Genomic DNA, 26,995 nt, shown 5'->3' with positions numbered 1-26,995 from the left:
ATTTTCAATGTACTATTTAACTGCAGAAGCTTCATTTGATGGAGCACACTTTCTAGCTGGCTATGAGGGTAAATGTTCAAATTTGCACGGTCATCGCTGGAGAGTAATTTTAAATATAAAGTCTGAAAAGTTGCAGGCTGAGGGCCAGCAACGAGGAATGGTTGTAGATTTCGGTGATGTAAAAAGTGCTCTTAAAAAAGAGACTGATTACTTTGATCACACCTTTATATATGAAGAAGGTTCTCTTAAGGAGACAACAGTTGCCGCTCTTAAGGACGAGAATTTCCTTATGAGAGTGGTGCCTTTTAGACCAACAGCCGAGAATTTTTCTAAGTATTTTTATGAGAAGTTTACTTCATACGGATTTAAGGTGGCAGAGGTGACAGTTTACGAGACTCCTAATAACTGCGCTAGTTACAGGGAGGATTAATCGTGGCTGTTTTTAATGTAGTAGAAAAATTCGTAAGTATAAATGGCGAAGGGCAGCATGCTGGCGAGCTGGCGGTATTCATAAGGCTCCGTGGATGTAATCTCTCATGTAGCTATTGTGATACTAGATGGGCCTGCACTGATGAAGCTGATGCTGAGGCGATGATTGAGGACGAAATCATCTCATATGTTAGGTCGACGGGAGTGAGAAGAGTCACCCTGACAGGTGGAGAACCCTTGCTGGCAGAGGATATTAGAGTGCTTTTAGAAGCCTTTTCTAGGGAGAAAAATATCCTAGTTGAAATAGAAACCAACGGTAGTGTTTTCATAGGGGATTTTGCAAAAATAGATAACCCTCCAGCCTTTACTTTGGACTATAAGCTTGCTGGTTCTGGCATGGAAGATAAGATGGATCTTAGTAATTTCAAGTATTTGCTAAAGAAGGATACGGTGAAATTTGTCTGCTCTAATGTGTCAGAGCTTGATAAGGTCTGTGAAATAGTGGATGAGTTTTCACTGTCAGAGAAATGTACAGTGTTAATTAGCCCTGTGTTTGGCAGAATCGAGCCGGCAGATATGGTGGATTATTTAATAGAACACAAGCGTAACGATATAAGATTGCAGCTACAGCTTCACAAGTTTATTTGGGATCCAAATAAGCGAGGAGTATAGGAAGGTAAAATATGGCAATTAATAAGGAATTAATAAAGGAAAGCATTAGAAATATCATAATTGCTCTGGGAGATGACCCGGATAGAGCAGGACTTTTAGAGACACCGGACCGTGTGGCTCGTATGTACGAGGAAGTCTTTGAGGGAATGAATTACAGCAATGCCCAGATAGCAGATATGTTTAACAAGACATTTGACGAGGACTATTACGATGAGGATAGTCAGGATTTGGTGTTTGTTAAGGATATAGAGGTGTTTAGCTACTGCGAGCATCACCTTGCCCTTATGTATGATATGAAGGTAAGCGTGGCATACATTCCAAATGGAAAAGTAATTGGACTTAGCAAAATCGCAAGAATTGCTGACATGGCGGCAAAGCGCCTTCAGCTTCAGGAGCGTATCGGAAATGATATAGCAGAGATTCTGCAAATGGTGACAGGCTCAGAGGATGTGGCTGTATTTATTGAAGCAAGCCATTCATGCATGACAGCTCGCGGCATCAAAAATGCGGGAGCCCGCACTCATACTCAGACCTTAAGAGGTCGATTTAAAACCGACAGTGATTTACTTGCTAGATTACATTAATCGCGGTATTAGGAGGATTTATATAAATAATGAAAGCTTTAGTTTTAGTTAGCGGTGGAGTAGATAGCACTACTTGCCTTGGAATGGCTGTAAAGGAATACGGCCATGAAAATGTTGTTGGCCTATCTATTTTTTATGGACAGCGCCATGATAAGGAGATAAAGGCAGCAGATGCTGTGTGCGATTTTTATAAGGTAGAGCATATTACACTTGATTTATCTACAATGTTTCAGTTTAGTGACTGCACATTGCTTCAGCATTCTGACGGTGAGATTCCAGAAGAGTCATACGCAGAGCAGTTGTCAAAGACAGATGGCAAGCCAGTAAGCACTTACGTACCTTTTAGAAATGGACTTTTCCTTTCTAGTGCCAGTGCAATTGCACTTTCTAAGGGATGCTCAAAAATCTATTATGGAGCTCACAGTGATGATGCAGCTGGCAATGCTTATCCAGATTGTTCAGAGGCATTTAACAAGGCTATGAACACAGCTATTTACGAGGGTAGTGGCAAGCAGCTTGAAATTGTAGCACCATTTATCAGTCTTAACAAATCACAGGTGGTAATGAAGGGCCTTGAGATTGGCGTACCTTATGAGCTTACATGGAGCTGCTATGAGGGCCATGAGAAAGCTTGCGGAAAATGTGGTACATGCATCGACAGAAAGGCAGCATTTGAGTTAAACGGGGTAAAAGACCCTATAGAATATGAAAATTAATTATCGTAAATACGAAAGGAATCAATTATGGCAGATAGAGCAGCAGAGGGAACACTTACCCTTCTTGGAAACAAAAACAATGTATACCCAGATAACTATGCACCTGAGATGCTTCAGACTTTTTTAAACAAGCATCCAGAGAATGATTATTTTGTAAAATTCAATTGTCCAGAATTTACATCACTTTGTCCTATTACAGGGCAACCTGATTTTGCTAATATTATCATTTCATACGTTCCAGGTGAGAAGATGGTAGAGAGCAAATCTCTCAAGCTATATTTATTCAGCTTCAGAAACCATGGAGATTTCCATGAGGACTGTGTAAATATAATAATGAAGGATTTAATCAAGCTTATGGACCCTAAGTACATTGAAGTATGGGGCAAATTCACTCCAAGAGGTGGTATTTCAATCGACCCATATTGCAATTATGGTAAGCCAGGAACTAAATGGGAAGAAGTAGCATTTAACCGTATGGCAAATCATGATATGTATCCAGAAAAAGTAGACAATAGATAACTTATTGCATTAAGAAACCCCTTATTGAGTTTAGGTCAATAAGGGGTTTTGTTTAATTATTAAAATGATTAAAATGCACCAAGTATTTCCTTGGCATTGGCAATTCGCTCAGGAGTAGGAGACTCAACACCCTCGAGACGGTATGGAATGCCAAGCTCAGCGTATTTTGGAACACCGAGACTGTGGTAAGGAAGAACCTCAACGCGCTCTACAGTCTTAAGAGTATCGATAAACTCGCGTGTGCGATGTAAAAGCTCATCGTTGTCACTGCCTCCTGGCACAAGTACGTGGCGAATCCAAATACGAATACCCATATCTGAGATTTCCTGAGCCATCTGAAGAATATTGGCATTGTCAACACCAGTAAGCTTCTTGTGCTCCTCAGGATCGATATTTTTAATATCAAGCATTACAGTATCAGTAACGCTCATAAGCTCTTTCCATTTGCTATAAAATGGCTCTTCGTGAGTGAAAGGCTGGCCTGCAGTATCGATGCAAGTTGTGATTCCTTTTGCCTTGGCTTTCTTAAATAAATCCAATACAAAATCAATCTGAAGAAGTGGCTCGCCACCGCTGACAGTGATTCCACCGTCCTTTTTCCAATATGGCTTGAAGCGCATAGCCTTCTCAAGTACCTGATCAGCAGTATACTGCTCACCCTGATGCTCAGCCCATGTCTCTGGATTGTGACAAAAAGCACATCTCATTTTGCAGCCATTTAAGAAAATCAAATATCTAACGCCTGGTCCATCAACGGCACCAAAGCTCTCAAACTTATTAATGTATCCTATAATTTCACTCATATCGTACCTCGTTCTAAAATCCACGACTCGTCGTGAGTAAATATATAAGCACTATAGATACGCTTGCGCCCCATCTAAGAAACGAGGACTCATCAAGGTCTTATAGTTGCTTATATATTTATTCACTGGAGTCTTGATTAAAATAAAAGCCTAGGTGGATAAGGATACATATTAAGCTGACCTTAAAGCACCGTCCCTACTTAGAGGGCATCATAGATGGCCTCTTATGTAGGGCAACGAGTGCGTCAAGAGCGAAAGCGCGTCAGCGAATATGTATCTTATGCACCGTAGGCTGTAGACTAGCCAAAGACTAGCGGTTTATTAAAGAGCCTCGTGGCATGTACGTGCGATAACGTCAAGCTGCTGAGTCTTTGTTAAGTCGATGAACTTAACAGCGTATCCTGATACACGGATTGTGAAGTTAGCGTACTCAGGCTTCTCAGGATGCTCCATAGCATCGATGAGCTTTTCCTTACCAAATACGTTAACGTTAAGGTGATGAGCACCCTGATCGAAGTAACCATCAAGAACGTTAACAAGGTTGTTTACGCGCTCTTCCTCAGAGTGACCAAGTGCACCTGGGTTGATTGTCTGTGTATTAGAGATACCATCAAGTGCCTCTTCGTATGGAAGCTTAGCAACAGAGTTAAGAGAAGCGATAAGACCGCTCTTCTCAGCACCGTATGCTGGGTTAGCACCTGGTGAAAGTGGCTCGCCTGCTGGTCTTCCGTCTGGAAGAGCACCTGTAGCCTTACCGTATACTACGTTTGAAGTAATTGTAAGGATAGATGTAGTAGGCTCTGAATCTCTATATGTATGGATGTGACGAAGCTTGCTCATGAATGTGCGGAGAAGCCATACAGCGATCTCATCAGCTCTGTCATCATCGTTACCGTAACGTGGGAAGTCACCTTCGATCTCGAAATCTGTAGTAACACCATTCTCGCCACGGATAGCCTTAACCTTTGCGTACTTGATAGCTGAAAGTGAATCTACACAGTGTGAGAATCCAGCGATACCTGTAGCAAATGAACGGCGTACGTGTGTATCAATAAGTGCCATCTGGCATACTTCATAGTAATACTTATCATGCATGTAGTGGATCATGTTAAGTGCTCCAACATACATGTGAGCTAACCAATCCATCATCTGATCGAACTTGTGCATAACCTCATCATAGTCAAGGTACTCAGATGTGATAGGTGTGTACTCTGGTCCAACCTGATCGCCAGACTTCTCATCGATACCACCATTGATAGCGTAAAGAAGACACTTAGCAAGGTTAGCACGAGCACCGAAGAACTGAAGCTCCTTACCTGTCTCTGTAGCAGATACACAGCAGCAGATTGAGTAATCATCGCCCCATGTAACTCTCATAACATCATCGTTCTCGTACTGGATAGAAGATGTGTTAACTGAAATCTTAGCAGCGTACTTCTTGAATGACTCAGGAAGACGGCTAGAGTACATAACTGTAAGGTTTGGCTCTGGTGAAGGTCCCATGTTCTCAAGTGTGTGAAGGAATCTATAACATGTCTTTGTAACCTGGTGACGACCATCAAGACCGATACCACCAACCTCAAGAGTAGCCCATACTGGGTCACCTGAGAATAACTGGTTGTAAGACTCGATACGAGCGAACTTAACCATACGGCACTTCATTGTGAAGTGATCGATGATCTCCTGAGCCTCAGCCTCTGTGATAACGCCGTTAGCAAGGTCACGTGTAAAGTAGATATCAAGGAATGTAGAAACACGACCTACTGACATAGCAGCACCGTTCTGAGTCTTGATAGCTGCAAGGTAACCGAAGTATAACCACTGAGCAGCTTCCTTAGCGTTAGCAGCTGGCTTAGAAATATCGAAGCCGTAAGAAGCAGCCATTTCCTTCATGCCCTTAAGAGCGTTGATCTGGTCTGTGATCTCCTCACGAAGCTGGAAGTCATAACGTCTCATACCCTGACGGTTTGTGTTAGCGAAGTCGATCTGCTTCTTCTCGATAAGGTAATCAATACCGTAAAGAGCAACTCTTCTGTAATCGCCGACGATACGTCCACGACCGTATGTATCTGGAAGACCTGTAAGGATCTTGTTGTGACGTGCCTTCATGATCTCAGGTGTGTAGATATCGAATACACCCTGGTTATGTGTCTTATGATATACTGTAAAGATTTCGTGAAGCTTCTCGCTTGGCTCATAGCCATACATCTTGCAAGACTGCTCAGCCATCTTGATACCACCGTAAGGCATGAATGCTCTCTTAAGTGGCTTATCTGTCTGAAGACCTACGATCTGCTCGAGATCCTTTGTCTCCTCTGCGATGTAACCTGGGCCATAAGAAGTAAGAGATGAAACAATCTCTGTCTCCATGTCAAGTACGCCGCCCTTAGCACGCTCAGCTGCCTGAAGCTCCTGGAGCTTGCCCCAAAGAGTGTTAGTAGCCTCTGTTGGATCTGCTAAGAATGACTCGTCTCCATCATATGGAGTGTAGTTGTTCTGGATGAAATCACGTACGTCTACGTTATCTTTCCAAACGCGACCTACGAATCCGTTCCATTGTGCGAAATCGTGATTTGCCATTTTATTATCCTTTCATTGTTTAAGGTTTATAGTTGTGAGCTAGTGGGGTTGTGTTAAAATTTTATCAATCAAGTTAGATAAAACTAACACCTTAGCTCATATTCACTATAACATAACTCTGATAAAAATTTCACAATGTATTCGAATAAATACATAATAAAAATGTATTTATCTAAATACAAAAAAATATAGGCAATAAACAATAGTTGGTGGGGAATATTCCATATGAACTAGGCGGATTTTAACTACTATATTAAAAGAGGAGACAAATTTTATAAAAAGTATTAAATTAATACTTTACTAATATTATTTTTTATGATACATTATCACTGTGCTTAAAATGTTACTAAAAAATAATTAATTTAAGGAGTAAAAATATGAAAAAGAAATTAGCTTTAATGCTAGCAACAATCACAACTGTTGCAAGCCTTTTCACAGGTTGTGGAGAGAAAGATGTAACTGGTAACTACGTAGCTACTTTGCGCTTCGCAGATTTAACTGATTTTGAAGACTCTGATGTAGAATCTATGGAGGAGATGGGAATTGATCCAAATACTCTTTCTTTTGATGTAAAACTTAATATGACAGACGATAAGAAATTTGATATGTCATTCGATACTACAGAGTTTAAGAAAGAATTCCAGAATGGATATACAACATATTTAAATGATCACATTGATGAAATTATTGATATGGCTCTTGCTGAATATGGTATGACAGTCGATGATGTAACAGATGAGGTGGCTATTGCAAATAATTATGAGTCTGCTGATGCTTTCCTCGAAGACATGAAGTCTCAGACTATTGAACAGACACAGCAGGCTATGGATGAGTACCTTGACGGAATCATTGAAGAAATGGAATCAGAAACTGTCTCAGGTACATACAAAGTATCTAAGAATACTGTTGTCTTTGTTGTTGAAGATGGTGATGAGTCAAGCCTTGATAAGGGAACAATCAATGATGATGGCTCTATCAAAGTTGTTTCAGAAGCAGACGGTAAGGAAGTTACATTTGATTTCCAGCTTCAGAAATAGTTAATAGATGAACAATATTTAAGGGATTGCTTCGGCAATCCCTTTTTTACTATTTTTTATTTTCTTCTTCAATTTTCTCGGAGAATGTTCCCATGTAAACATTTCCTTTGCCAAGTAAAAATTCCAGGTCGTCCATGAAGGCCTTTGTCTTCGGATCCTCCTCAAAGCCCTTGGACTTGATTTCTTTTAAGAACTGCTCCCCAAGCTTTGACTTGATGATGTAATCCTTGTCTTCGATTTCATCATTGAAGCTTCGATTCTTGACGTACTCGCCACGGAATTTCTTGTATTCAGCAGCCTTGACACCATCGTAAACCATCTGGTCCTGCTCGATGATGCGGATGCATTTGAGCATGTCCTCAGCATCGGATAGGGCGTTGTGCTCAACAAGTCCGCCTAGACCACAGATAGTCTTCATATCTGCAAGGGAAAGATTGGCGTCTAATCCACCTGTAATATCGAGGCTGACTTCCTTTTGGATGTTTTCAAAGGTGCTGATGAACTTAGCAACACTTCTTTTAAGTGGCTTCTCAAGAACTCGAGACTCGAAGTCTCGCTGGAAGCTATTTTTGTCTCCACCCCAGACGCATATTTTTCCAACCTGATATGCCTTTATGCGATTGATGAGCTCCGTCATTACCTCCTCATAGGTAGGGGCAAACTCTAGCTCCTCATTGGTAAGACCTGTAAGCTCTGTGATAAGTGGTGGGAGCTTATGGCCAGGGCGAAGCTGAACAGTAGAATAGAATCTATCAAGCTCCTTGTGCTCTGGGTTGGTGATAATAACACCAACTGAAATGACATCTTCGATAGAACTCTTTTTATATCGGGCGCTTAGATACTCGGCGTCCAAAAAGGCCTGATTCTTGCCCTTGAAACCTGCAGGTGCAGTCTGGCTAGGACCTTTAACTTTTTTCGATTGTGATTTATTCGAGTTTTGCTTGTCCAAAATTATCTCCATTTATAAAACATATTTGATGATTCATTGTACCATGTAAACCTCTTAAATGTAAAATGAACACCCTGTTATTTATAGAAGATTTAAGGTATAGTAAAAAGCGTAAGAAATTAACGGGAGGTCAGTATGGCTAAGGAAAAATGGAAAGCGGGAAATATGATTTATCCTCTTCCGGCAGTGCTTGTTACCTGCAGGAGCAAATCAGGTGAGGATAATGTTTTTACAGTGGCTTGGACTGGCACAGTCTGCACCAATCCGCCTATGGCATATATTTCCGTACGACCTAGCAGATATTCTTATAACATGATTAAAGAGACAGGTGAATTTGTGATTAATCTCACCACTGAGGAGATGGCTAAGGCCACAGATTATTGTGGCGTCACCAGTGGAAGAGATGTGGACAAGTTTCAGCGCTGCGGTCTTCACAAGGAGGAGGCAGACGAGGTGAATGTCCCAATGCTTGTTGAGTCGCCTGTAAACATAGAGTGTAGAGTCCGTGAGGCCCATGAATATGGCAGCCATACCATGTTTGTGGCAGATGTCATTTGCGTACATGCAGATGAGAAATACATGAATGAGTCAGGTAGATTTGAGCTTGAAAAATCAAATCCCCTTGCATACTCTCACGGCACATATTTTGGATTGACTAGTCCGAAGGGGACTTTTGGATATTCTGTAAAGAAAGGAAAAAAGAAAAAATGAATAAGACAATAAAGGGGTTATTTGATTTTATAGGCAAGGGACCATCTCAGTTTCATGTGGTAGAGACTGAGCGTCAGGCATTTTTGGCAGCTGGTTTTCAGGAGCTTTCTGAGTCAAAATCATGGAAGCTTAAGGCTGGCAAGAACTATTTTGTCACAAGAAATGGTTCTTCAATCATTGCTTTTAGAATGCCTAAAAAAGAATATGAGAGCTTTATGATTATCGCTTCTCACAGCGATTCTCCTACATTTAGAATCAAGGAAATGCCAGAGATGAAGGAGGGCCACTATGTAAAGCTCAACACAGAAAAATATGGTGGAATGCTTATGGCTCCTTGGTTTGACAGACCTCTTTCTATTGCAGGTCGTGCTCTCGTTAAGGGGAAAAATGAGCTTCAGGTAAAGCTTGTGGATTTGGATAAGGATTTGTGCATGCTTCCTTCTCTTGCTATCCATATGAATCGAGAGGCCAATGATGGCTACAAATACAACGCGCAAAAGGATATGCTTCCACTTGTTTCAATGAATGAAAAGTTCAACCTAAAGGAGCTTGTGGCTAAGCACCTAGATGTAAAGCCTGAGGATATCATTGGCTCTGATTTGTTCTTATATAATAGAGAAGAGGGCAAAGTCTGGGGAGCAGAGGATGAGTTTATTTCCTGCAGAAGACTTGATGATTTGCAGTGTTCTTACAGTTCTATGGAAGGTATTCTCGCTGCTAAAAATTCAGAGACGGCGGTACAGCTTCACGCTACATTTGACAATGAAGAAGTAGGAAGTGGAACAAAGCAGGGTGCTGATTCTACATTTTTATATGACACTTTAGTACGTATAAACGAATCTATTGGTGGCAATAATTCAAGACTTTTATCTGCTATCGCAAATTCATTTATGGTATCTGCTGACAATGCCCACGCGCTTCATCCTAATTATTCTGAAAAGAGCGACCCTACAAACAAGGTGTACATGAACGAGGGTATTGTTATCAAGTTCAACGCTAATCAAAAGTACATGACAGATGGGCTGGCATTTGGAATTTTCACTGAAATTTGCAAAAAGGCAAAGGTGCCATACCAGACATTTGTAAACCGTTCTGACGTGGCTGGAGGCTCTACACTTGGCAACATTTCCAACGCCCATGTTTCCATCAACGGAGTGGACATCGGATTGGCTCAATTGGCTATGCATTCTCCATATGAGACGGCTGGTGCAAAAGATACAGAATATTTAGTAAAATTAACGAAAACTTTTTACGAAACTGTTATTGAAAATCAATCAGGCCTTGCTTATACTGTGAAGTGATTTTTATAAAAAGTACGATTAAACAGGCAAATATGGGGGCTTGAGATGTTATTTAGACCATGCATCGACATTCACAATGGCAAAGTAAAACAGATAGTTGGTTCTACATTATCTGACCTTGGAAAGGAAAATGGACATCCACAGGAGAATTTTGTAGCGGATAAGGATGCTGCTTATTACGCTAATTTATACAAAAAAGATGGACTTCGTGGAGGCCACATTATCAATCTTAATAAGAAAAATACACCAGAATATGAGGCTTCTAAGGCAGAGGCTATGAAGGCGTTATCTACATTTCCAGGTGGCATTCAGTATGGCGGTGGTGTGGATGATTCCAATGCAAAAGAATTTATTGATGCAGGGGCTAGTCATGTCATAGTTACTTCGTATGTTTTCAATAATGGCCGAGTTGATTTTGAGGCTCTAAAAAAGCTTTCTGGAATTGTGGGTAGAGAGCATTTAGTTCTTGATTTGTCATGCACTAGAGTTGATGACAAATACTACATTGTCACAGATCGTTGGCAAAAGATTTCAAAAGAGATTATTACATACAATTTTTTAGATAAATTGGCATTCTACTGTGATGAATTTTTGGTTCATGCAGCAGATGTTGAGGGGAGAGGAAGTGGCATAGATAGAGATTTAGTAGGATTTTTATCTGGCTACAAGAGGGTGCCTATTACATATGCTGGCGGTGTTCACGATTATAGTGATATTGAAACCATCAGCTATCTTTCTGATAACAATATGGATTTCACTGTAGGTTCATGTCTTGATTTGTTCGGCGGAAAGCTTTCCTACGAGAGAATAATTAAGCAGATTTCTACTAGAGAATAAAATACATTTCATAATTATTAGAATTAGGAGGCAACGATGTTTAAGGTAAACACTAATTTTCAAAAGCTACCAGGTAGCTATCTTTTCTCAACAATAGCCAAGAAAGTGGCTGCTTATAGCGAGGCTAATCCAAATGCTGACATTATCAGACTTGGTATTGGTGATGTTACTCAGCCAATCGCACCAGCTATGATTTCTGCTCTTCACAGCGCAGTAGACGAGATGGGCGATGCTAAGACTTTCCACGGATATGCACCTGATTTAGGTTATCCATTCCTTCGCGAGGCAATCGCTAAGAATGATTACCAGGCAAGAGGTTGTGATATTTCCGCAGATGAGATTTTTGTTTCTGATGGAGCAAAGTCTGATTCAGCTGATATTCAGGAGCTTTTCTCTGCAGATGCTCGCATTGCAGTTTGCGATCCTGTTTACCCAGTTTATGTTGATTCAAATGTAATGGCTGGTCGTTGTGGTACTTATGATGAAAAGTCTGGCAAGTGGTCAGATATTATCTATATGCCTACTACAGCTGAGAATCATTTCGTGCCAGAGTTCCCTAAGGAGACTCCAGACGTAATTTATCTTTGCCTTCCAAACAATCCTACTGGAACTACTCTTACAAAGAGCCAGCTTCAGCTTTGGGTTGATTATGCTAATAAAAATGGCAGCCTCATTATTTTTGATGCAGCTTATGAGGCTTATATTTCAGAGGATGATGTTCCTCATTCAATCTATGAGTGTACTGGTGCAAGAACTTGCGCAATCGAGATTCACTCATTCTCTAAGAATGCTGGATTTACAGGTGTACGTCTTGGATACACTGTAGTACCTAAGGATTTAGTATTTGACGGTGTGGCTCTTCACGGAATGTGGGCTCGTCGTCATGGCACAAAGTTCAACGGTGCTCCATATATTATCCAGAAGGCTGGCGAGGCTGTTTATTCTCCAGAGGGTAAGGCCCAGATCAAGGAGCAGGTTGGATATTACATGAACAATGCCAAGACAATCTACACAGGTCTCAAGGATGCTGGCTTCGAAGTATACGGTGGTGTAAATGCACCTTATATTTGGCTCAAGACTCCTGAGAAGATGACATCATGGGATTTCTTTGATTACTTATTAGAGAAGGTTCAGATTGTTGGTACACCAGGTGCTGGTTTTGGACCTTCAGGCGAGGGCTACTTTAGACTTACAGCTTTCGGTTCTGCTGAGAACACACTCAGAGCTATCGAGAGAATTAAAAACATTTAATATTAAGAGAGGCATCGATAGATGTTTTGGGCAAAATACGGTAAGGGATTTTTCAAAAGAAAAGCGGTTGTAGTAACATTTGCAATTCTGTTTGTTGCAGGGCTTTTGTACCATTCTGGCTTTTTAGGCGGAGAGGACAAGAGAATAAGAGTGACCTGTGTGGGCGATAGTTTGACATACGGTAGTGGTGTGCTTAAAACTCGAGAGATTAATAGCTATCCAGCACAGCTTCAGACCAAGCTTGGTCCATCTTATTTGGTATCCAATTTCGGACTTAGAAATGGTACAGCTTCCGTTACAGGAAATTTGCCTTATATCAATTCAGGAGAGTACGCAGATTCTCTCAAATCAAAGCCTGATATAGTTGTTCTTATGTTGGGTACCAATGATACGAAGATTATTAATTGGGATGCTGATGAATACAAAGAGGGGCTTTCAGAGATTGTCGCTTCCTATTTAGATTTGAAAACACAGCCTAAGGTTTACCTAGTTCGCAGTCCTTATTGTTTTTCAGTTGAGGGCGGAGAATTGGCTGAGTACGGCATACAGCCAGCTGTTGTAGCTGATGAATTGGGCCAGATAGCTCAGGAAGTGGCTTCGGAGTATTCCATAGAATATATCGATATGTATCGGGTTACTGATGGTAAGACCGACTTATATACATCGGATGGTATTCACTTTAACAAGGATGGATATCAGCTCATTTCCAATACAATCTATAATGTAATTAAATAAAATGTAAAATAATTATGAAACCCGTTGACAGATTATGTTAACGGGTTTATATTTATATCAACACATGAACAATTATTCATACGTTCAGATGAAAATATAAATTTTATGGAGGAAAAAGATATGAAGAAGACTTACAAGATTGACGTTGATTGCGCAAACTGCGCTAACAAGATGGAGGAGGCTGCTAACAACACAGCTGGTGTTGCTAATGCAGTAGTTAATTTTATGGCATTGAAGATGTCTGTTGAATTTGAAGATGGAGCAGACACAAAGTCAGTTATGGAAGAGGTTCTTAAGAACTGCAAAAAGGTAGAGGATGATTGCGAGATTTTCCTTTAATTAGTTATTTTGATTGGAGTTAGCTATGAACAAGAAGCAAAAGAAGGTCTTAACAAGAATAATAATAGCATCGGTGTTGATGATAATTTTGGTCTTACTGCCACTTGAGGATTATCCATTGGTGCGTTTCATATTATTTATGGTTCCATATTTTACCGTGGGCTACGATATTTTGCTAAAGGCATTTAAGGGAATCAAAAACAAGCAGGTGTTTGATGAGAATTTCCTTATGGCAATTGCGACAGTAGGTGCCATCGCCCTTGGCGAGTACACAGAGGGTGTTGCGGTTATGCTTTTTTACCAGATTGGAGAACTTTTCCAGTCATACGCTGTAGGTAAGAGCCGCAGGAATATTTCCCAGCTTATGGACATAAGACCGGATTTTGCCAATATCATGGTTGACGGAGTGCTAGAGCAGGTTGATCCAGATGATGTTGAAATCGGCAGCGAGATAGTAGTTCAGCCAGGTGAGAAGATACCTATCGACGGTGTTGTAATCGATGGCAACGCTACTCTTGATACAGCAGCACTTACAGGCGAGAGCGTACCTCGCACAGCTAAAATTGGCGATGAGGTCATCTCTGGCTGTATCAATATGTCAGGTGTTTTGACGATTAGAACCACTAAGGAATTTGGTGAGTCTACAGCATCAAAGATTCTGGACTTGGTTGAAAATGCATCATCTAAGAAATCTAAGCCAGAAAACTTTATCTCAAAATTTGCGAGAATTTATACACCAGTTGTATGCTATTCAGCCCTAGCGCTTGCTGTAATTCCACCTGTTGTCAGATTGATAATGGGCATTGATCCACTTTGGACACAGTGGGTATATAGAGCCCTTACATTCCTTGTAATCAGCTGTCCATGTGCGCTTGTTATCAGTATTCCACTTACATTTTTTGCAGGCATTGGCGGAGCCAGCCGAGCAGGTGTATTGGTAAAGGGTTCTAACTATTTAGATGCGCTTTCACGTTCTAAAATTGTTGTAATGGACAAGACTGGTACACTTACAAAGGGTGTATTTGAAGTTACAAAAGTACAGGCTGTAGATATTTCTGAGGAAGAGCTTCTTGAGATGACTGCTATGGCTGAGGCATTTTCTAATCATCCAATTTCTCGCAGCCTTAAGGAAGCTTATGGTAAGCCTATAGATACATCCCTTGTCAGTGATGTGGAAGAAATTTCAGGCCACGGAGTAAAGGCAAATGTTTCTGGCAAGGTAGTTCAGGTTGGCAACGAAAAGCTTATGAATTCAATTGGAGTTCAGGTTGAAGATATCGTTGAACCTGGCACTGTAATTCATGTGGCAATAGATGGCAAATATCATGGTTATATCCTGATTTCTGATATGCTGAAGGAACATTCTAAAGAGGCCATTATAGGTCTTAAAAGGGCTGGAATCAGCAAGACTGTTATGCTTACAGGCGACAGCAAGAAAGTGGCTGATTTAGTTGCTGCAGACTTGGGATTAGACGAAGTATGTGCGGAACTTTTACCTGGAGACAAGGTGTCAAAGGTAGAGGAGCTTTTGGCCACAAAAACAGACAAGGAGCAGCTTATATTTGTAGGCGATGGAATCAACGATGCTCCTGTTCTTTCTAGAGCTGATATCGGTGTTGCAATGGGTGCATTGGGAAGTGATGCAGCCATAGAGGCAGCAGATGTAGTTCTCATGGATGATGACCCAAGCAGCATTGTTAAGGCTATTGGCATCTCAAAGAAGTGCATGAGAATCGTATACGAGAATATTTATTTTGCCATCGGCATAAAGGTTGCATGTCTTATTCTTGGTGCAGTTGGTATTGCGAATATGTGGATAGCGATTTTTGCAGATGTAGGAGTAATGGTTATTGCAGTGCTCAATGCTATACGAGCATTATCTGTAAAGAAATATAAATAGAAGATTTGGGTTTGAAAGAGTGAAAGATGTAGGGCGTTCTGTTGTGGGTGACAGAATGCCCTGTGCTACACTTCGATTGAAAAAGCGTAGCGGCAGGTGTAAAGTAATAACTGTAATTATTTTTGAAAGGTAGATAAGAGATGGGAAAGCATGCAGAGTGCTGTGAAGAGCATTGCGTACACACTAATTTAGTTAATAAGGTTTTAAAGGATCTTCCAGACGAAGATGCTTTATATGATCTTGCCGAGTTATTCAAGGTTTTTGGTGATAGTACTCGCGTGAGAATATTATTTGCGCTGTTTGAATCAGAGCTTTGCGTCTGTGATATTTCAGAGAGTCTTGATATGACTCAGTCTGCAGTGTCACACCAGCTTCAGATTCTCCGCACAAATAAGCTAGTAAAGAGCCGTAGAGAGGGCAAGCAGATGTATTATAGCCTAGCTGATGAGCACGTTGTAACCATCATTGCACAGGGCTTGAGCCACATATTAGAGTAGGCGTTTATAAATTGTCGGAATATCAGAAACTTCATGCTAAATTCTAACAATTAAATTTTAAAAAAATCGTTGACAAAGCCCTTGTTCTCATATATACTCCTTATTGTTCGCGAGAGAGATACGAAAGAAAAGCGAGCAACAAATATCGGGGTGTGGCTCAGTTTGGCTAGAGCACCTGGTTTGGGACCAGGGGGTCGCAGGTTCGAATCCTGTCACCCCGACTTAGAAATAAATATTAATATGCGGGTGTGGTTCAATGGTAGAACATCAGCCTTCCAAGCTGAATACGTGGGTTCGATTCCCATCACCCGCTTTTTATTTTCTAAGATATATTAATACGTGTCAGTAGCTCAGCTGGATAGAGCAACGGCCTTCTAAGCCGTGGGTCGGGGGTTCGAATCCCTTCTGGCACATTGATACGGTTTATATTTATCAGTATGGTGGGTGTGGCACAGCTGGTTAGCGCGTCGGATTGTGGTTCCGAAGGTCGAGGGTTCGAACCCCTCTACCCACCCTGTTGCGGTAGCAACATCGCACGTTGGGCTATCGCCAAGCGGTAAGGCACCAGATTTTGATTCTGGCATTCGCTGGTTCGAATCCAGCTAGCCCAGTTTCGGATCTATGCCTTTTTCTTTTAGCTAGATACCGCTTAGTAATTGAATATGGGGTTGTAGCTCAGTTGGTAGAGCACCTGACTTTTAATCAGGTTGTCGGGAGTTCGAGCCTCCTCAGCCTCAGCAAATGAAAGACCTTGAAGCTTTTGCTTCAGGGTCTTTTTCGCATGTACATATAAACGGACACAACTGTATCTTATAATTATATTTGTAAGGACAATTGCAAAGTGGATAACTTGACAATATGTTCTATACGACATATTATAACTATAGGAAGGACTTATATTAATGTACGAGATTGAGCTGTACGATATGGAGGATGGAAGATGTCCTGTGCAAGAATTCTTGGATTCATTGGAACCAAAAATGCATGCGAAAGCACTTAGAACTATTGATTTATTAGAGGCAAATGGTCCACAGCTTAGGGAACCACACTCTGGACCGATAGGAGATGGAATATTTGAGCTTAGGACAAAGCAAGGCTCTAATATAACAAGAGTGTTCTATTTTTTCTTTGTTGGTCAAAAAGCAGTTCTTACTAATGGATTTGTGAAGAAGACTCAAAAGACACCAAAAGCAGAGATTGAACTGGCGAAGAAATATAAAGCTGACTATGAACGGAGGAATTGTAAATGAGCAGTTATAGAGAATATAAAGAAAAAGCTTTAAAGGACCCTGAGGTTAAAGCTGAGTATGATTCGCTTGAAGCAGAATATGACATTATACAAGCAATGATTGATGCTCGTATTAACCAGCATATGACACAGAAGGATCTTTCTGCAAAAACAGGTATTACTCAAGCAGATATTAGCAGAATAGAGAATGGGACGCGTAATCCTAGCCTTGCTATGGTAAAAAGGCTTGCAGAAGGTTTGGGGATGCAGTTGAAGCTAGAACTTGTACCACGAACAGCAAAACAATGACTTTTGTTTTGTAAATGGTGGTTTAACCAAGAAATGCAGATGCTACAAATCCCTTTCTTTTAGTATTTTGTGGGGCGAAGAATCTGTTCGAGCCTCCTCAGCCTCAGCAAAGAAAAGCACGTAAGCATTGGCTTAAGTGCTTTTTATTTTATGAACTATCCGGAAAATCCGGATAGTTCAAAGTGTGACAATTTGTCACGAGTTGGTTACAGGTTGTAACCAACTAAGAAATTAAAACATATACAGTGTAGCATAATTATGCTACAATAAAGACAAATAAGGAGGTGTTTATTATGCCAACAATTATGCCTATTAGAGATTTAAGAAATACAAGTGAAATATCAGAAATTGCACATAGAAAAAAGGAACCTATTTTTATCACAAAAAATGGATATAGTGATCTTGTGGTTATGAGTGCAGAATTATACGAGAAGTTTGCAAGAGAAAATCGCATAGATCAGGCTATTTTTGAGGCAGAGCAGGAGTTTGCTGAGACAGGCAAGACAGTAGATGCGAAGGAAGCTTTTGCAGAATTGGAGAAAAAGTATTTTGAATAAATACATTGTAGAATTAATGCCAAGAGCATATAGGGATATTGAAGAAATATATGCTTATATTGCTTATGAAAAGTTATCTCCTGAAAATGCAAAGGGGCAGATTGATAGAATAAAAGAAGTTATACTAGGGCTCGATATATTGCCTGAATCTCATCAAGATAGAATAACTGGTAGATATGCAGGTAAAGGATATAAACAATTAATTATTGATAACTATATTGCTATATTTAGAATTGATGAAGGTAATGGTAGAGTTTTGGTTGTTACTGTGCAGTATCAGGGAAGAGATATATAGTGATAGTAGGTTTAACCTGTGGTTTAACTTAAAAATGCAGAGGCAACAAATGCCTTTCTTTCAATATTTTTTGAGACCGAGATGAGTTCGAGCCTCCTCAGCCTCAGCAATTAGACGCGTAAGCAATCGCTTACGTGTTTTTTATTTTATCAACTATCCGGTTCTATCAGATGGTTTTACTCGTGACAAATTATCACATCTTAGGGTATAATTAAATTGTGCACAACTGGTGACAATTTGTCACCGACTGAAAAGGGTATATAATTGCAGTAATGGAAGTATAAATTAAGTTTTAAAGAGGGACAGCATAAATGCTTTACAGAAATAATAAATATGGGCAGCCAATTTCGATTTTAGGATATGGCTGTATGCGATTTACTACTAAGGCTGGTTCGATTGACATTGATAAGGCTGAGAAGGAAATTATGGCAGCTTATGAGGCTGGAGTTAATTACTATGACACAGCCTATGTGTATCCTGGTAGTGAAGCTGCATTAGGTGTTATTCTAGAGCGCAACAATATACGTGAGAAGATTAACATAGCAACAAAGCTTCCTCAGTATCTGGTGAAAAATAGAGAGTCACTTGATAAGTATTTTGATGAGGAATTAAAGCGTCTTAAGACAGATTACATAGATTATTATCTTATGCATCACATGACTGCCATTAATCAATGGGATAAGCTGGAGCAGCTAGGCATCAGAGACTGGATTAAGGAGAAAAAGGAATCTGGGCAGATTAGAAATATTGGTTTTTCTTATCATGGCAATACAGAGGATTTTATTGGTATTTTGGATTCCTATGATTGGGATTTTTGCCAGATTCAGTACAACTATGTGGATGAGCATACCCAGGCGGGATTAAAGGGGCTTAGGCATGCAGCTGAAAAGGGAATCCCTGTAGTTATTATGGAGCCACTTAGAGGCGGTAAGCTTGTGAATCTTTTGCCGGAAAAGGCGAAAAAGGAAATTGCTGCATCACCAAAGGAATATACTAATGCAGAGCTTGGGCTGAGATGGCTGTGGAATCAGCCGGAGGTTACATGTGTGCTTTCAGGTATGAATTCTCCAGAGATGGTAGCAGAGAATTGCAGGATTGCATCAGATGCAGAGGCTGGGTCTTTTGATGCAGATGATTTCGCATTAATTGAAAAGGTAAAGGAAGCAATACGTGAGACAGAGAAAGTGGGCTGTACAGGATGTAGATATTGTATGCCTTGCCCAAAGGGGGTGGATATTCCAGCCCTGTTTAGAAGCTACAATATGACATCTCTAGAGGGCAAGCCTCATGCTAGATTTGAGTATGCTCAGACAGTAGGTTTGAAAAGTGAGCCTGCCTTTGCAACTCAGTGTATAGAATGTGGAAAGTGCGAGCAGCATTGCCCGCAAAATATTCCAATCAGAAGGATGCTAAAAGAAGCTGACAGGGTGGTGAGACCATTGCCATATAAAATAGGAATTAATATAGTAAGAAAATTTTTCTTAAAGAAGTAATGGATTAGATCCCAGAGGGCTATTTCTGGGATCTTTCTTATGTATTTTTTATGCTGTTTTGTAGTTCCCACGTTCTTCCGGAAAGATATAGGTGGTAGCAAAGGTCGTAGTCTGTTAAGTCAATGTTTGTCAGTTCTACGATTTTTGCAATTCTATATTTAAGAGTGTTGTGGTGAATATGTAATTCCCTAGCGGTGTTGGTGAGGTTTTGTCCAAACCGTATATACGTTAATAGGGAAATGACATATTCACTATTTTTTTCTTTATCTATCTTGTCCAGTGCAGTGATGGCAGGATGGATAAGATAATTGATATTGTGACTATCAGCGTAGGTAAGGATTAGTTGGTCCAGGATATGCTTTGAAAAGAAAATAAAAGTATCCTTTAGGCCAAGTCTTTTTCCCAGAGTGAGGGCAGAAAGTGCATTTAGATATTCATCAGCCACAAGTGAAAGCTCTGTAAACTGGGTGCTGATACCAGCCTGAAGCTTATACTCTTTTAAAAGCGCCATAAGAGGAGCGTAGTTGTAGTCCTCTTCAAAGCTAGTAGCTGATGTGTCAAAAAGCACAATCAAGCGATTTTGATGGATAAATACAGTTGGCCTGTTAAGGAGATTGTGGAGCTTTCTTTTTAAAAGATACAATTGCTCTACAGCAAGCTCTGTCTTAGAAACAGGCTCTATGGTTATGACAAATAATCTCTCAAGCAATCTGATATTCAAAGCCGAAAAGCGATCATTGATAACGCTGGCATCAGTGGTCTTTCTTTCTACTAATGATTCTAAAAATGCTTCAACTTTTGAATTTGAAAATTTATATTTTATGCTGCTGGTGGACATTAAAATGGCAATGAGATTACTCAGGTTGCCAAGTATTTCCTTTTCTATGTCAGTGATTTTATGGTTGTATTCAAGGAGTTTTAAGTAGCCTAAAGTGGTGCGGCCCTGGATGATTTTGGCCACAAGCTGACGGTGATTTTCCATGCCGTATTCCCAGACGAATTTTTCCTCGGTGGAAATATCATCCTCCATAATGAGATTAGTGTATTCCTCTTTTACATATCCATTAGTGAGAATCCAGTCCCAGAATGGCTCATCCTTTACTGATTCGCCGCCGGACTGGGCGATAAAGCACATGGAAATATCTACAAGCATAAGGGGCTGACCCAGTATGCGGTGTCCCACATCTAAAAGATTTTGGATGTCATTGCTTTCATTCATTTCTTTTATAAAAGTAGAAGTGCAGTTTGCAATATAAAGTTCTTCCTCTGTTTTATTCTTAAACTCCATGGAATCCTTCCTTTCTACATCAATTATATTGTAACAAGGGAGAAAAGCTTTGTCAGTAGACAACAAAAAATCTTCACAATAGACGGCAAAAAGACAAAAAGATTTTGTGACAAAGAAGTCTGGAGGCAGTATTATTTAACTATAGGAAACGAAGAACTTAATATTTCTCGATGCTAAAATTAAATTACTAGATTGTTAATTTTGTAACGGTTTAACTGGCAAATGAAAAGGAGTTTAATATGTACGAGAATTTATTTTCAAGTAAGAACATCGGTACTATGACTGTACCAAACAGAACTGTAATGACAGCTATGGGAAATTATCTTGCTGATGAGGGCGGATATGTTTCTGAAAAGGACATTGCTTTTTATGGCGCAAGAGCAAAGGGCGGTACAGGTCTTGTTATTACTGAGTGTACTGCAGTAGATTCAAAGTCTGGATTGGGAAATGACAGAGAAATCGTAGTAGATGACGACAAGTACATTCCTGGTCTTAAGAAGCTTGCAGATGAAGTACACAAGTATGGTTCAAAGCTTTGTGTCCAGATTTATCACCCAGGTCGACAGGGGATTGCTGTGGTAAATGGCGTGGAGTCAATGAAGTCAGCAAGTGCTACAGAGTGTCAGATTGTTCACCAGCCTACACACGAGATGACTAAGGACGAGATTAAGGAAATGGTGGGCAAGTTTGCTTCTGCAGCTAGACGTATCAAGGAAGCAGGAGCTGATGCTGTAGAGATTCACGGCGCTCATGGCTATTTGATTGGTCAGTTCTCAAGTCCATATACAAATAAGAGAACAGATGAGTACGGCGGAAACTTTGAAAATAGAATGAGATTCTTCGGAGAAATTATCGACGCTGTTAGAGCAGAGGTTGGCAAGGACTTCCCAGTTATCGCACGTTTTTCTGTTGATGAGCACATGGAATATGTAGGTCAGCCTGATGAGGGACTTCACCTTGCAGACGGTGTTGAGATTGGAAAATACCTTGAAGCTAAGGGTGTAGACGCACTTGATGTAAGTTCTGGTATTTATGAGACAATGAATACAGCATGGGAGCCAGTTGGATTTGACCAGGGATGGAAAATTGAGGGACCTGCATCAGTAAAGGCTGCTGTAAATATCCCAGTAATTGGCGTAGCTGTAATCAGAGATCCAGAATATGCAGAAGAATTATTAAAAGATGGCAAGCTTGATTTCGTAGGAAGCGCTAGAGCATTTTATGCTGATCCAGAGTGGGCTAACAAGGCTAAATGTGGTAAGGCCTGCGACATCAGAAAATGTATTTCTTGCTTATATTGCATGGAATCACTTATGTCTGCTAACGCTGAAACACCAATGGGCTGCTCAGTAAATTTTGAGGCTGGTAAGGAAAATCAGTATCAGGCTGAGGAACTTCCAAAGAATGGCGCGGGGAGAACTGTTGCAGTAATCGGCGCAGGTCCTGCAGGTCTTGAGGCAGCTAGAATCCTTGCAATCAGAGGATTTAAGCCAGTTGTATTTGAAAAGCAGTCACGCTTAGGTGGTCAGGTATATCTTGCAAGCAAGCCACCAAAGAAGGAAAAGACAGCTTGGTTAATTGACTATGAAAAGGGTCAGTTAGAAAAGCTTGGAGTAGAAATCAGATTAAACACTGAGGCTACTGTGGAGACTATCAAGGAGCTTAAGCCATACGCTGTATTTGTGGCAACAGGCTCAACACCAGTAATGCCAAAGTCTATTAAGGGATTAGAGGGTGAGAATGTGCATACACCAGTTGAGATTCTTGATGGTACAGTTAAGCTTTCGAATAAGAAGGTTTGTGTAGTAGGTTCAGGTATGACTGGTATTGAAACAGCTGAGCTTTTAAGCGAGCAGGGCAATGATGTAACAGTATTTGAGATGGCTGATGATATCGGACCAGGTCTTTTCTTCCAGAACCTTGTGGATGTAATGTCTAGAATCGCACCTAAGAATGTGGCTATGTATCCAAAGCACAGACTTGTGGAAATTGATGGCAACAAGGTGGCATTTGAGACTACAGATACAAAGGAAGCTGTAAGCTTTGAGTTTGATGAGGTAGTTGTATCTCTGGGTGTAGCAGCAAATAAGGCTGCAAATGAAGAGATTGCAGCTGCATTTGACAATGTAAGATTCCTTGGAGATGCACTTTCAACAGGTAGAATTGCAGCAGCAATTAAGACAGGATATCTTGCAGCAGCAGAATTATAAACCTTAGTATAATAGATGTTATTGGAGCCTTCAGATTAATCTGGAGGCTCTTTTACCGTACTCCCGTTGTTAAATAAAAACCTGCAAAATGTAGCGTAAGTATGCTACGATAACTTTAATTAAGGAGGTAACTATGCTACAGGAAATACAGCCAAAGAAATTAGTAAACACATATAGAGTTGGGGAAAAAGCTGATGCAGATAGCATCATTCTTTTTCATGATAATGGAAGATTCTTGGCTAGGATAGATGAAAAAGAAAAGACTATTACTTATCCTAGGTTAAAGGATTTTGGTGTTGAGTTATCTACAGTATTTCTTTTTTCTATAGATGATGAGAAATTCTTTTTGGTATACGAGACAGATGGAATAGCAGAGTCAGATTTTCCCGCGGATTTTGAGTTTTATGATATGAAGCAGTTTAGGAGAGAATATCTTTTTCCAAAGCATTATGTTTTTGCTGCTTTTACAGCAGTACAGTTGGCAGAATGGTACGAGGGGACAGTATACTGCGGTAAGTGTGGCTCTAAGACTAAGCACTCTGAGACTGAGAGAGCAAAGGTCTGTCCAAATTGCGGGAAAGTTGTTTATCCACGTATAAATCCTGCGGTTATAGTGGGGGTGACTAATGGTGATAGACTCTTACTGACTAAGTATAGGGTTGGATACTCAAATAATGCTTTAGTAGCTGGCTTTACGGAAATAGGTGAGACACTAGAAGAGACTGTAGAGCGGGAAGTCATGGAGGAAACAGGACTTAAGGTGAAAAATATCCGCTATTATAAATCTCAGCCATGGGGAATTGCCAGTGATATTTTGATGGGCTTTTACTGTGATGTAGATGGAGATGATGAAATAAAGATGGATGAATCTGAGCTTAAATATGCTCAGTGGGTTCCAAGAGAAGAAATAGAGTTGCAGCCACTTGAATATAGTCTTACCAACGAGATGATGAAAATGTTTAAAGAATCAAAAGTTTGACTATAAATACTTTTGAAAAGCGTGGATTTGCCAGTTTTTGATTTCAATTTGAGTGATTTTGCAAAGAGTCATTATTATATAATCTAGGAGTAAGGGGATATCCCAAAATATTAGTATATGAAATTACTCTTGGGAGGAATGATGATTTATAAATTTGAGGATTACAAAAAAGTTGAAATAAAAAGAAATCATCTTAATCTAGGCCAGACTAGAGAAGACGGGGCAAGCTTTCAGGTAAATAGCCGCTACATTGAAAAGGATGGCAGACCTTGGATTGGGGTCATGGGAGAGTATCACTATGTGAGAGACTCTCGTGAAAATTGGGAAGAAGAACTTCGCAAAATGAAAGCCGGTGGAATCAACACAGTTGCTTCCTATGTATTTTGGATTTATCACGAGGAAATTGAGGGAGAATATGATTTCACTGGTGATAGAAATCTAAGAGAATTTGTTGAGCTATGTCAAAAGCTTGGACTTTCATTTGTACTTCGAATTGGACCATGGTGTCATGGCGAAGTGAGAAATGGAGGCTTTCCAGATTGGCTTTTGAAAAAGGGCTGTAAGCTAAGAGAAAACGACCCTGAATATCTCAGCCTTGTAGAGGTTTGGTATAGAAAAATATTTGAACAGGTTGAGGGATTATTTTTCAAAGATGGTGGTCCTATTATGGGCATCCAAATAGAAAATGAGCTGACTGATAATGCTGAACATTTAGGTGAGCTGAAAAAGATAGCTCTAAGAATTGGCTTTGATGCACCTATTTGGACGGTTACTGGGTGGAATAGCATCTACGGTGCAAAGTTCCCACTAAAGGAGTTCTTACCGGTGTTTGGGGCCTATGTGGATGCACCTTGGCTTGACCACACCGATAGATTACCACCTTCAAAGCATTATACATTTGATACCTGTAGAAATGATGCTGCTATAGGCATGGATTTGATAAAAGATGTAGATGACGATGGATGGAGACTTCCTTATGAGGACTATCCATTTGCTACATGTGAACTGGGAAGTGGACTTCCTGCTTCGTATATACGTAGACCATTTGTCAGCCCAATGGATGCCTATGCCCTTAGCCTTGTAAAGCTAGGCTGTGGTAACAATCTGGTAGGTTACTACATGTATCACGGTGGAACCAACAAAATAGGTAAGCTATCTACTTTGCATGAGAGCAAGGCTACTGGATATCCTAATGATTATGCGATTTTAAACTATGATTTTCAGACTTGTATTGGTGGGTACGGACAGATAAGAGACCAGTACAAGCTGCTTAATCTAATTCATTTATTCTTAAATGATTTTGGAGATATACTTGCACCAATGGAACATGTTCCAGCAGAACAATTCGTAAATGCGGATGACGATGCAGACCTTAGATACTGTATGAGAACCGACGGTGAAAGTGGATTTGTATTTGTCAATCATCATCAAAGAGGGATGATTCTAAAGGATGTTGTTGATGCCAACATTGATACAGGTAAAGTGACATTTCCTTCTATGAATTTTACAGGGCAGGTGGCATGCATTCTTCCATTTAATATAAGGCTTGGAGACAGATTGCTAGACTACGCTACAGCTCAGCTCTTATGTCAGGATGGCAGTACTTTTTATTTTGCGGCAGTTCCAGGCAACGCGCCAAAGTATTCAATTGATGGAATAGTCTATGAGGTGGACATGACTGCAGATGATACCGAGCTTAAAGTAGGTGATATCAGTATCATCACATTGTCATGGGAGAGGGCTCTTGACCTTAGAAAAGTAGATGGAGAGATTTACTTTGATGAGGCTGTTATGACTGTATCAGAGTATGTTTTAGAGAATATCGACAATCCATTTTCTTTATCATATCCGGAGATGTTTGCGCTAGGAAATGGTTCTCGAAATATAACATATAAGAAGATAATTGCTCAATCGCCAGAAGGCCTGGTTGAAATCAAAGAAAAATATGATGTTGCTCAACTATATGTGGATGGAAAACTAGTAGCAGATAGTTTTTATATTGGGGTGCCATGGCAGGTAAGTGCATCCCTTATATTATATGGAAGAGATGCATATATCGTTTACAGTGATTATGATGATGTAAATGTATACCGAGACTATGATAATTGCTAGTGAGTAAGGCTTTATTTATATAGAAGATTTATTATAGTAATTATGACGATGTAAGCCTGTATTAGGCAGGGAGATTGCAGTAGAATTCCTAGGATTCTTGTGGCATAATACATTTCAAAATGCAATAAAAGAGGTAGTGTCATGAAAGAGAACATCGTTTTAATTGGTATGCCTGGAGTTGGAAAGAGTACTCTTGGTGTTGTTTTAGCAAAGCAGTTGGGATACGAATTTGTAGATGCAGATTTGTTGATTCAAAAGCGTGAGAATCGTCTTTTGAAAGAGATAATTGCTGATGAAGGCGTAGAAGGCTTTATGCAGATTGAAAACGATGTTAATGCAAGCATCGAGACATCAAAGACAGTTATTGCAACAGGCGGTAGCGTTATCTATGGTAAGGAGGCTATGGCTCATCTTCAGGAGATTGGTACAGTAGTTTATTTGAAGCTTGACTATGATACTCTTGATGGAAGACTTGGTAGCTTAAAGGGAAGAGGCGTAGTTTTAAAGGACGGCCAGGACCTTAGAGCTCTCTATGAAGAGAGAGTTCCACTTTATGAGAAATACGCAGATGTTATCGTAGATGAGGGTGGACTTGATCTTGAGGCTACACTTGAGGCGGTATTAGAGCAGTTATAATACTGCGCTAGCTAATGGAAATCGTGGG

27 protein-coding genes and 6 tRNA genes are annotated in these 26,995 nt (G+C 40.2%); 29 read left to right on the top strand and 4 right to left on the bottom strand.

Translation table 11 applies throughout. The features are described 5' to 3' along the window. Positions 1–7: 7 nt before the first annotated feature. Genes BLP50_RS05195 through queF form a run of 5 tightly spaced genes read left to right on the top strand, consistent with a single transcriptional unit; the run spans position 8 to position 2,920 of the window. Positions 8–430: a 6-pyruvoyl trahydropterin synthase family protein gene (locus BLP50_RS05195; RefSeq protein ID WP_090152058.1), complete on the top strand. Its 423-nt coding sequence runs from the start codon at positions 8–10 to the stop codon at positions 428–430. A 2-nt stretch (positions 431–432) separates the two neighbouring features. Continuing rightward, positions 433–1,101: a putative 7-carboxy-7-deazaguanine synthase QueE gene (gene queE / locus BLP50_RS05190; protein WP_090152055.1), complete on the top strand. Its 669-nt coding sequence runs from the start codon at positions 433–435 to the stop codon at positions 1,099–1,101. An 11-nt stretch (positions 1,102–1,112) separates the two neighbouring features. Continuing rightward, positions 1,113–1,685, top strand: a complete 573-nt coding sequence (folE, locus tag BLP50_RS05185) for a GTP cyclohydrolase I FolE (RefSeq protein ID WP_090152052.1) — start codon at positions 1,113–1,115, stop codon at positions 1,683–1,685. Between the two features lie 29 nt (positions 1,686–1,714). After that, entirely contained in the window at positions 1,715–2,401 is a 687-nt protein-coding gene (gene queC, locus BLP50_RS05180) for a 7-cyano-7-deazaguanine synthase QueC (RefSeq protein WP_090152049.1), read from the top strand. A gap of 27 nt (positions 2,402–2,428) precedes the next feature. Further along, positions 2,429–2,920 carry a preQ(1) synthase gene (gene queF, locus BLP50_RS05175; RefSeq protein WP_090152047.1) on the top strand — a complete coding sequence of 164 codons (492 nt, stop codon included), beginning with the start codon at positions 2,429–2,431 and terminating at the stop codon, positions 2,918–2,920. Between the two features lie 68 nt (positions 2,921–2,988). Here the strand turns inward: queF and pflA are convergent, their stop codons facing one another. Further along, positions 2,989–3,723, bottom strand: a complete 735-nt coding sequence (gene pflA / locus BLP50_RS05170) for a pyruvate formate-lyase-activating protein (RefSeq protein WP_090152044.1) — start codon at positions 3,721–3,723, stop codon at positions 2,989–2,991. A 321-nt stretch (positions 3,724–4,044) separates the two neighbouring features. Continuing rightward, complete coding sequence (gene pflB / locus BLP50_RS05165; protein WP_090152041.1) at positions 4,045–6,303, bottom strand: formate C-acetyltransferase; 2,259 nt, start codon at positions 6,301–6,303, stop codon at positions 4,045–4,047. A 377-nt stretch (positions 6,304–6,680) separates the two neighbouring features. Here pflB and BLP50_RS05160 point away from each other — a divergent pair, with 377 nt between their 5' ends. Further along, complete coding sequence (locus BLP50_RS05160) at positions 6,681–7,340, top strand: hypothetical protein (protein WP_090152039.1); 660 nt, start codon at positions 6,681–6,683, stop codon at positions 7,338–7,340. Positions 7,341–7,389: 49 nt separating this feature from the next. On the opposite strand, the gene BLP50_RS05155 is transcribed toward BLP50_RS05160, so the two are convergent. Beyond that, positions 7,390–8,289: an exonuclease domain-containing protein gene (locus tag BLP50_RS05155; RefSeq protein WP_090152036.1), complete on the bottom strand. Its 900-nt coding sequence runs from the start codon at positions 8,287–8,289 to the stop codon at positions 7,390–7,392. Positions 8,290–8,424: 135 nt separating this feature from the next. Between BLP50_RS05155 and BLP50_RS05150 the strand changes: the two genes are divergently transcribed. From BLP50_RS05150 to BLP50_RS05060, 19 genes are all read left to right on the top strand, one after another. Beyond that, complete coding sequence (locus BLP50_RS05150) at positions 8,425–9,000, top strand: flavin reductase family protein (protein WP_090152034.1); 576 nt, start codon at positions 8,425–8,427, stop codon at positions 8,998–9,000. Further along, on the top strand, positions 8,997–10,301 hold the full coding sequence (locus BLP50_RS05145; RefSeq protein WP_090152032.1) for a M18 family aminopeptidase: 1,305 nt from the start codon (positions 8,997–8,999) through the stop codon (positions 10,299–10,301). The genes BLP50_RS05150 and BLP50_RS05145 overlap by 4 nt, the downstream gene beginning before the upstream one ends. 45 nt (positions 10,302–10,346) lie before the next feature. Beyond that, positions 10,347–11,138, top strand: a complete 792-nt coding sequence (gene hisA, locus BLP50_RS05140; RefSeq protein WP_090152029.1) for a phosphoribosylformimino-5-aminoimidazole carboxamide ribotide isomerase — start codon at positions 10,347–10,349, stop codon at positions 11,136–11,138. A gap of 36 nt (positions 11,139–11,174) precedes the next feature. Further along, complete coding sequence (locus tag BLP50_RS05135) at positions 11,175–12,389, top strand: LL-diaminopimelate aminotransferase (RefSeq protein ID WP_090152026.1); 1,215 nt, start codon at positions 11,175–11,177, stop codon at positions 12,387–12,389. Between the two features lie 21 nt (positions 12,390–12,410). Further along, positions 12,411–13,124 (top strand): GDSL-type esterase/lipase family protein, encoded by a 714-nt coding sequence (locus BLP50_RS05130; protein WP_090152024.1) that lies wholly within the window; start codon positions 12,411–12,413, stop codon positions 13,122–13,124. A gap of 120 nt (positions 13,125–13,244) precedes the next feature. Further along, positions 13,245–13,463 (top strand): cation transporter, encoded by a 219-nt coding sequence (locus BLP50_RS05125; protein WP_090152021.1) that lies wholly within the window; start codon positions 13,245–13,247, stop codon positions 13,461–13,463. 25 nt (positions 13,464–13,488) lie between these two features. Continuing rightward, a complete protein-coding gene (locus BLP50_RS05120; protein WP_090152018.1) occupies positions 13,489–15,363 on the top strand; it encodes a heavy metal translocating P-type ATPase in 1,875 nt (624 codons plus the stop codon). 140 nt (positions 15,364–15,503) lie between these two features. After that, complete coding sequence (locus BLP50_RS05115) at positions 15,504–15,860, top strand: ArsR/SmtB family transcription factor (RefSeq protein ID WP_090152015.1); 357 nt, start codon at positions 15,504–15,506, stop codon at positions 15,858–15,860. A 146-nt stretch (positions 15,861–16,006) separates the two neighbouring features. Next, positions 16,007–16,081 (top strand) — tRNA-Pro (locus tag BLP50_RS05110). A gap of 21 nt (positions 16,082–16,102) precedes the next feature. Next, positions 16,103–16,173 (top strand) — tRNA-Gly (locus BLP50_RS05105). A gap of 26 nt (positions 16,174–16,199) precedes the next feature. Continuing rightward, positions 16,200–16,273: transfer RNA gene (locus BLP50_RS05100), tRNA-Arg, on the top strand. Positions 16,274–16,300: 27 nt separating this feature from the next. Further along, positions 16,301–16,374, top strand: a tRNA-His gene (locus tag BLP50_RS05095). Between the two features lie 25 nt (positions 16,375–16,399). Then, positions 16,400–16,471: transfer RNA gene (locus BLP50_RS05090), tRNA-Gln, on the top strand. A 53-nt stretch (positions 16,472–16,524) separates the two neighbouring features. Beyond that, a tRNA-Lys gene (locus BLP50_RS05085) sits at positions 16,525–16,597 on the top strand. A gap of 165 nt (positions 16,598–16,762) precedes the next feature. Then, on the top strand, positions 16,763–17,110 hold the full coding sequence (locus tag BLP50_RS05080; RefSeq protein WP_090152012.1) for a type II toxin-antitoxin system RelE/ParE family toxin: 348 nt from the start codon (positions 16,763–16,765) through the stop codon (positions 17,108–17,110). Further along, positions 17,107–17,397, top strand: a complete 291-nt coding sequence (locus BLP50_RS05075; RefSeq protein ID WP_044937209.1) for a helix-turn-helix domain-containing protein — start codon at positions 17,107–17,109, stop codon at positions 17,395–17,397. The genes BLP50_RS05080 and BLP50_RS05075 overlap by 4 nt, the downstream gene beginning before the upstream one ends. A 293-nt stretch (positions 17,398–17,690) precedes the next feature. Next, complete coding sequence (locus tag BLP50_RS05070) at positions 17,691–17,954, top strand: type II toxin-antitoxin system prevent-host-death family antitoxin (protein WP_044937198.1); 264 nt, start codon at positions 17,691–17,693, stop codon at positions 17,952–17,954. Further along, positions 17,947–18,249: a type II toxin-antitoxin system RelE/ParE family toxin gene (locus tag BLP50_RS05065; RefSeq protein ID WP_090152009.1), complete on the top strand. Its 303-nt coding sequence runs from the start codon at positions 17,947–17,949 to the stop codon at positions 18,247–18,249. The genes BLP50_RS05070 and BLP50_RS05065 overlap by 8 nt, the downstream gene beginning before the upstream one ends. A 311-nt stretch (positions 18,250–18,560) precedes the next feature. Next, entirely contained in the window at positions 18,561–19,742 is a 1,182-nt protein-coding gene (locus BLP50_RS05060; protein WP_090152005.1) for an aldo/keto reductase, read from the top strand. Positions 19,743–19,779: 37 nt separating this feature from the next. Here the strand turns inward: BLP50_RS05060 and BLP50_RS05055 are convergent, their stop codons facing one another. Continuing rightward, positions 19,780–21,030, bottom strand: a complete 1,251-nt coding sequence (locus BLP50_RS05055; RefSeq protein WP_090152002.1) for a PucR family transcriptional regulator — start codon at positions 21,028–21,030, stop codon at positions 19,780–19,782. A 239-nt stretch (positions 21,031–21,269) separates the two neighbouring features. Here BLP50_RS05055 and BLP50_RS05050 point away from each other — a divergent pair, with 239 nt between their 5' ends. From BLP50_RS05050 to BLP50_RS05035, 4 genes are all read left to right on the top strand, one after another. Next, positions 21,270–23,240: an NAD(P)/FAD-dependent oxidoreductase gene (locus BLP50_RS05050; protein WP_090151999.1), complete on the top strand. Its 1,971-nt coding sequence runs from the start codon at positions 21,270–21,272 to the stop codon at positions 23,238–23,240. A gap of 133 nt (positions 23,241–23,373) precedes the next feature. Continuing rightward, on the top strand, positions 23,374–24,219 hold the full coding sequence (nudC, locus tag BLP50_RS05045) for an NAD(+) diphosphatase (RefSeq protein WP_090151996.1): 846 nt from the start codon (positions 23,374–23,376) through the stop codon (positions 24,217–24,219). A gap of 141 nt (positions 24,220–24,360) precedes the next feature. Then, complete coding sequence (locus BLP50_RS05040; protein WP_176753693.1) at positions 24,361–26,331, top strand: beta-galactosidase; 1,971 nt, start codon at positions 24,361–24,363, stop codon at positions 26,329–26,331. 141 nt (positions 26,332–26,472) lie between these two features. Beyond that, positions 26,473–26,967, top strand: coding sequence for a shikimate kinase (locus BLP50_RS05035; protein ID WP_090151987.1), 495 nt, complete (start codon positions 26,473–26,475; stop codon positions 26,965–26,967). Positions 26,968–26,995 lie beyond the last annotated feature (28 nt).

The sequence above is a fragment of the Pseudobutyrivibrio sp. AR14 genome (assembly GCF_900101325.1).
Lineage (GTDB): Bacteria > Bacillota > Clostridia > Lachnospirales > Lachnospiraceae > Pseudobutyrivibrio.
The sequence above is the reverse complement of the archived record's forward strand: the minus strand, read 5'-3'. Positions and strand labels throughout refer to the sequence as shown.

What these genes read in the sequence shown, in the direction of transcription:
- BLP50_RS05195 (WP_090152058.1), top strand. Translation starts at nt 8, where the DNA reads ATGTACTATTTAACTGCAGAAGCTTCATTTGATGGAGCACACTTTCTA.
- folE (WP_090152052.1), top strand. Translation starts at nt 1,113, where the DNA reads ATGGCAATTAATAAGGAATTAATAAAGGAAAGCATTAGAAATATCATA.
- queC (WP_090152049.1), top strand. Translation starts at nt 1,715, where the DNA reads ATGAAAGCTTTAGTTTTAGTTAGCGGTGGAGTAGATAGCACTACTTGC.
- queF (WP_090152047.1), top strand. Translation starts at nt 2,429, where the DNA reads ATGGCAGATAGAGCAGCAGAGGGAACACTTACCCTTCTTGGAAACAAA.
- pflA (WP_090152044.1), bottom strand. Translation starts at nt 3,723, where the DNA reads ATGAGTGAAATTATAGGATACATTAATAAGTTTGAGAGCTTTGGTGCC.
- pflB (WP_090152041.1), bottom strand. Translation starts at nt 6,303, where the DNA reads ATGGCAAATCACGATTTCGCACAATGGAACGGATTCGTAGGTCGCGTT.
- BLP50_RS05160 (WP_090152039.1), top strand. Translation starts at nt 6,681, where the DNA reads ATGAAAAAGAAATTAGCTTTAATGCTAGCAACAATCACAACTGTTGCA.
- BLP50_RS05150 (WP_090152034.1), top strand. Translation starts at nt 8,425, where the DNA reads ATGGCTAAGGAAAAATGGAAAGCGGGAAATATGATTTATCCTCTTCCG.
- BLP50_RS05145 (WP_090152032.1), top strand. Translation starts at nt 8,997, where the DNA reads ATGAATAAGACAATAAAGGGGTTATTTGATTTTATAGGCAAGGGACCA.
- hisA (WP_090152029.1), top strand. Translation starts at nt 10,347, where the DNA reads ATGTTATTTAGACCATGCATCGACATTCACAATGGCAAAGTAAAACAG.
- BLP50_RS05135 (WP_090152026.1), top strand. Translation starts at nt 11,175, where the DNA reads ATGTTTAAGGTAAACACTAATTTTCAAAAGCTACCAGGTAGCTATCTT.
- BLP50_RS05130 (WP_090152024.1), top strand. Translation starts at nt 12,411, where the DNA reads ATGTTTTGGGCAAAATACGGTAAGGGATTTTTCAAAAGAAAAGCGGTT.
- BLP50_RS05125 (WP_090152021.1), top strand. Translation starts at nt 13,245, where the DNA reads ATGAAGAAGACTTACAAGATTGACGTTGATTGCGCAAACTGCGCTAAC.
- BLP50_RS05120 (WP_090152018.1), top strand. Translation starts at nt 13,489, where the DNA reads ATGAACAAGAAGCAAAAGAAGGTCTTAACAAGAATAATAATAGCATCG.
- BLP50_RS05115 (WP_090152015.1), top strand. Translation starts at nt 15,504, where the DNA reads ATGGGAAAGCATGCAGAGTGCTGTGAAGAGCATTGCGTACACACTAAT.
- BLP50_RS05080 (WP_090152012.1), top strand. Translation starts at nt 16,763, where the DNA reads ATGTACGAGATTGAGCTGTACGATATGGAGGATGGAAGATGTCCTGTG.
- BLP50_RS05075 (WP_044937209.1), top strand. Translation starts at nt 17,107, where the DNA reads ATGAGCAGTTATAGAGAATATAAAGAAAAAGCTTTAAAGGACCCTGAG.
- BLP50_RS05070 (WP_044937198.1), top strand. Translation starts at nt 17,691, where the DNA reads ATGCCAACAATTATGCCTATTAGAGATTTAAGAAATACAAGTGAAATA.
- BLP50_RS05060 (WP_090152005.1), top strand. Translation starts at nt 18,561, where the DNA reads ATGCTTTACAGAAATAATAAATATGGGCAGCCAATTTCGATTTTAGGA.
- BLP50_RS05055 (WP_090152002.1), bottom strand. Translation starts at nt 21,030, where the DNA reads ATGGAGTTTAAGAATAAAACAGAGGAAGAACTTTATATTGCAAACTGC.
- BLP50_RS05050 (WP_090151999.1), top strand. Translation starts at nt 21,270, where the DNA reads ATGTACGAGAATTTATTTTCAAGTAAGAACATCGGTACTATGACTGTA.
- nudC (WP_090151996.1), top strand. Translation starts at nt 23,374, where the DNA reads ATGCTACAGGAAATACAGCCAAAGAAATTAGTAAACACATATAGAGTT.
- BLP50_RS05040 (WP_176753693.1), top strand. Translation starts at nt 24,361, where the DNA reads ATGATTTATAAATTTGAGGATTACAAAAAAGTTGAAATAAAAAGAAAT.
- BLP50_RS05035 (WP_090151987.1), top strand. Translation starts at nt 26,473, where the DNA reads ATGAAAGAGAACATCGTTTTAATTGGTATGCCTGGAGTTGGAAAGAGT.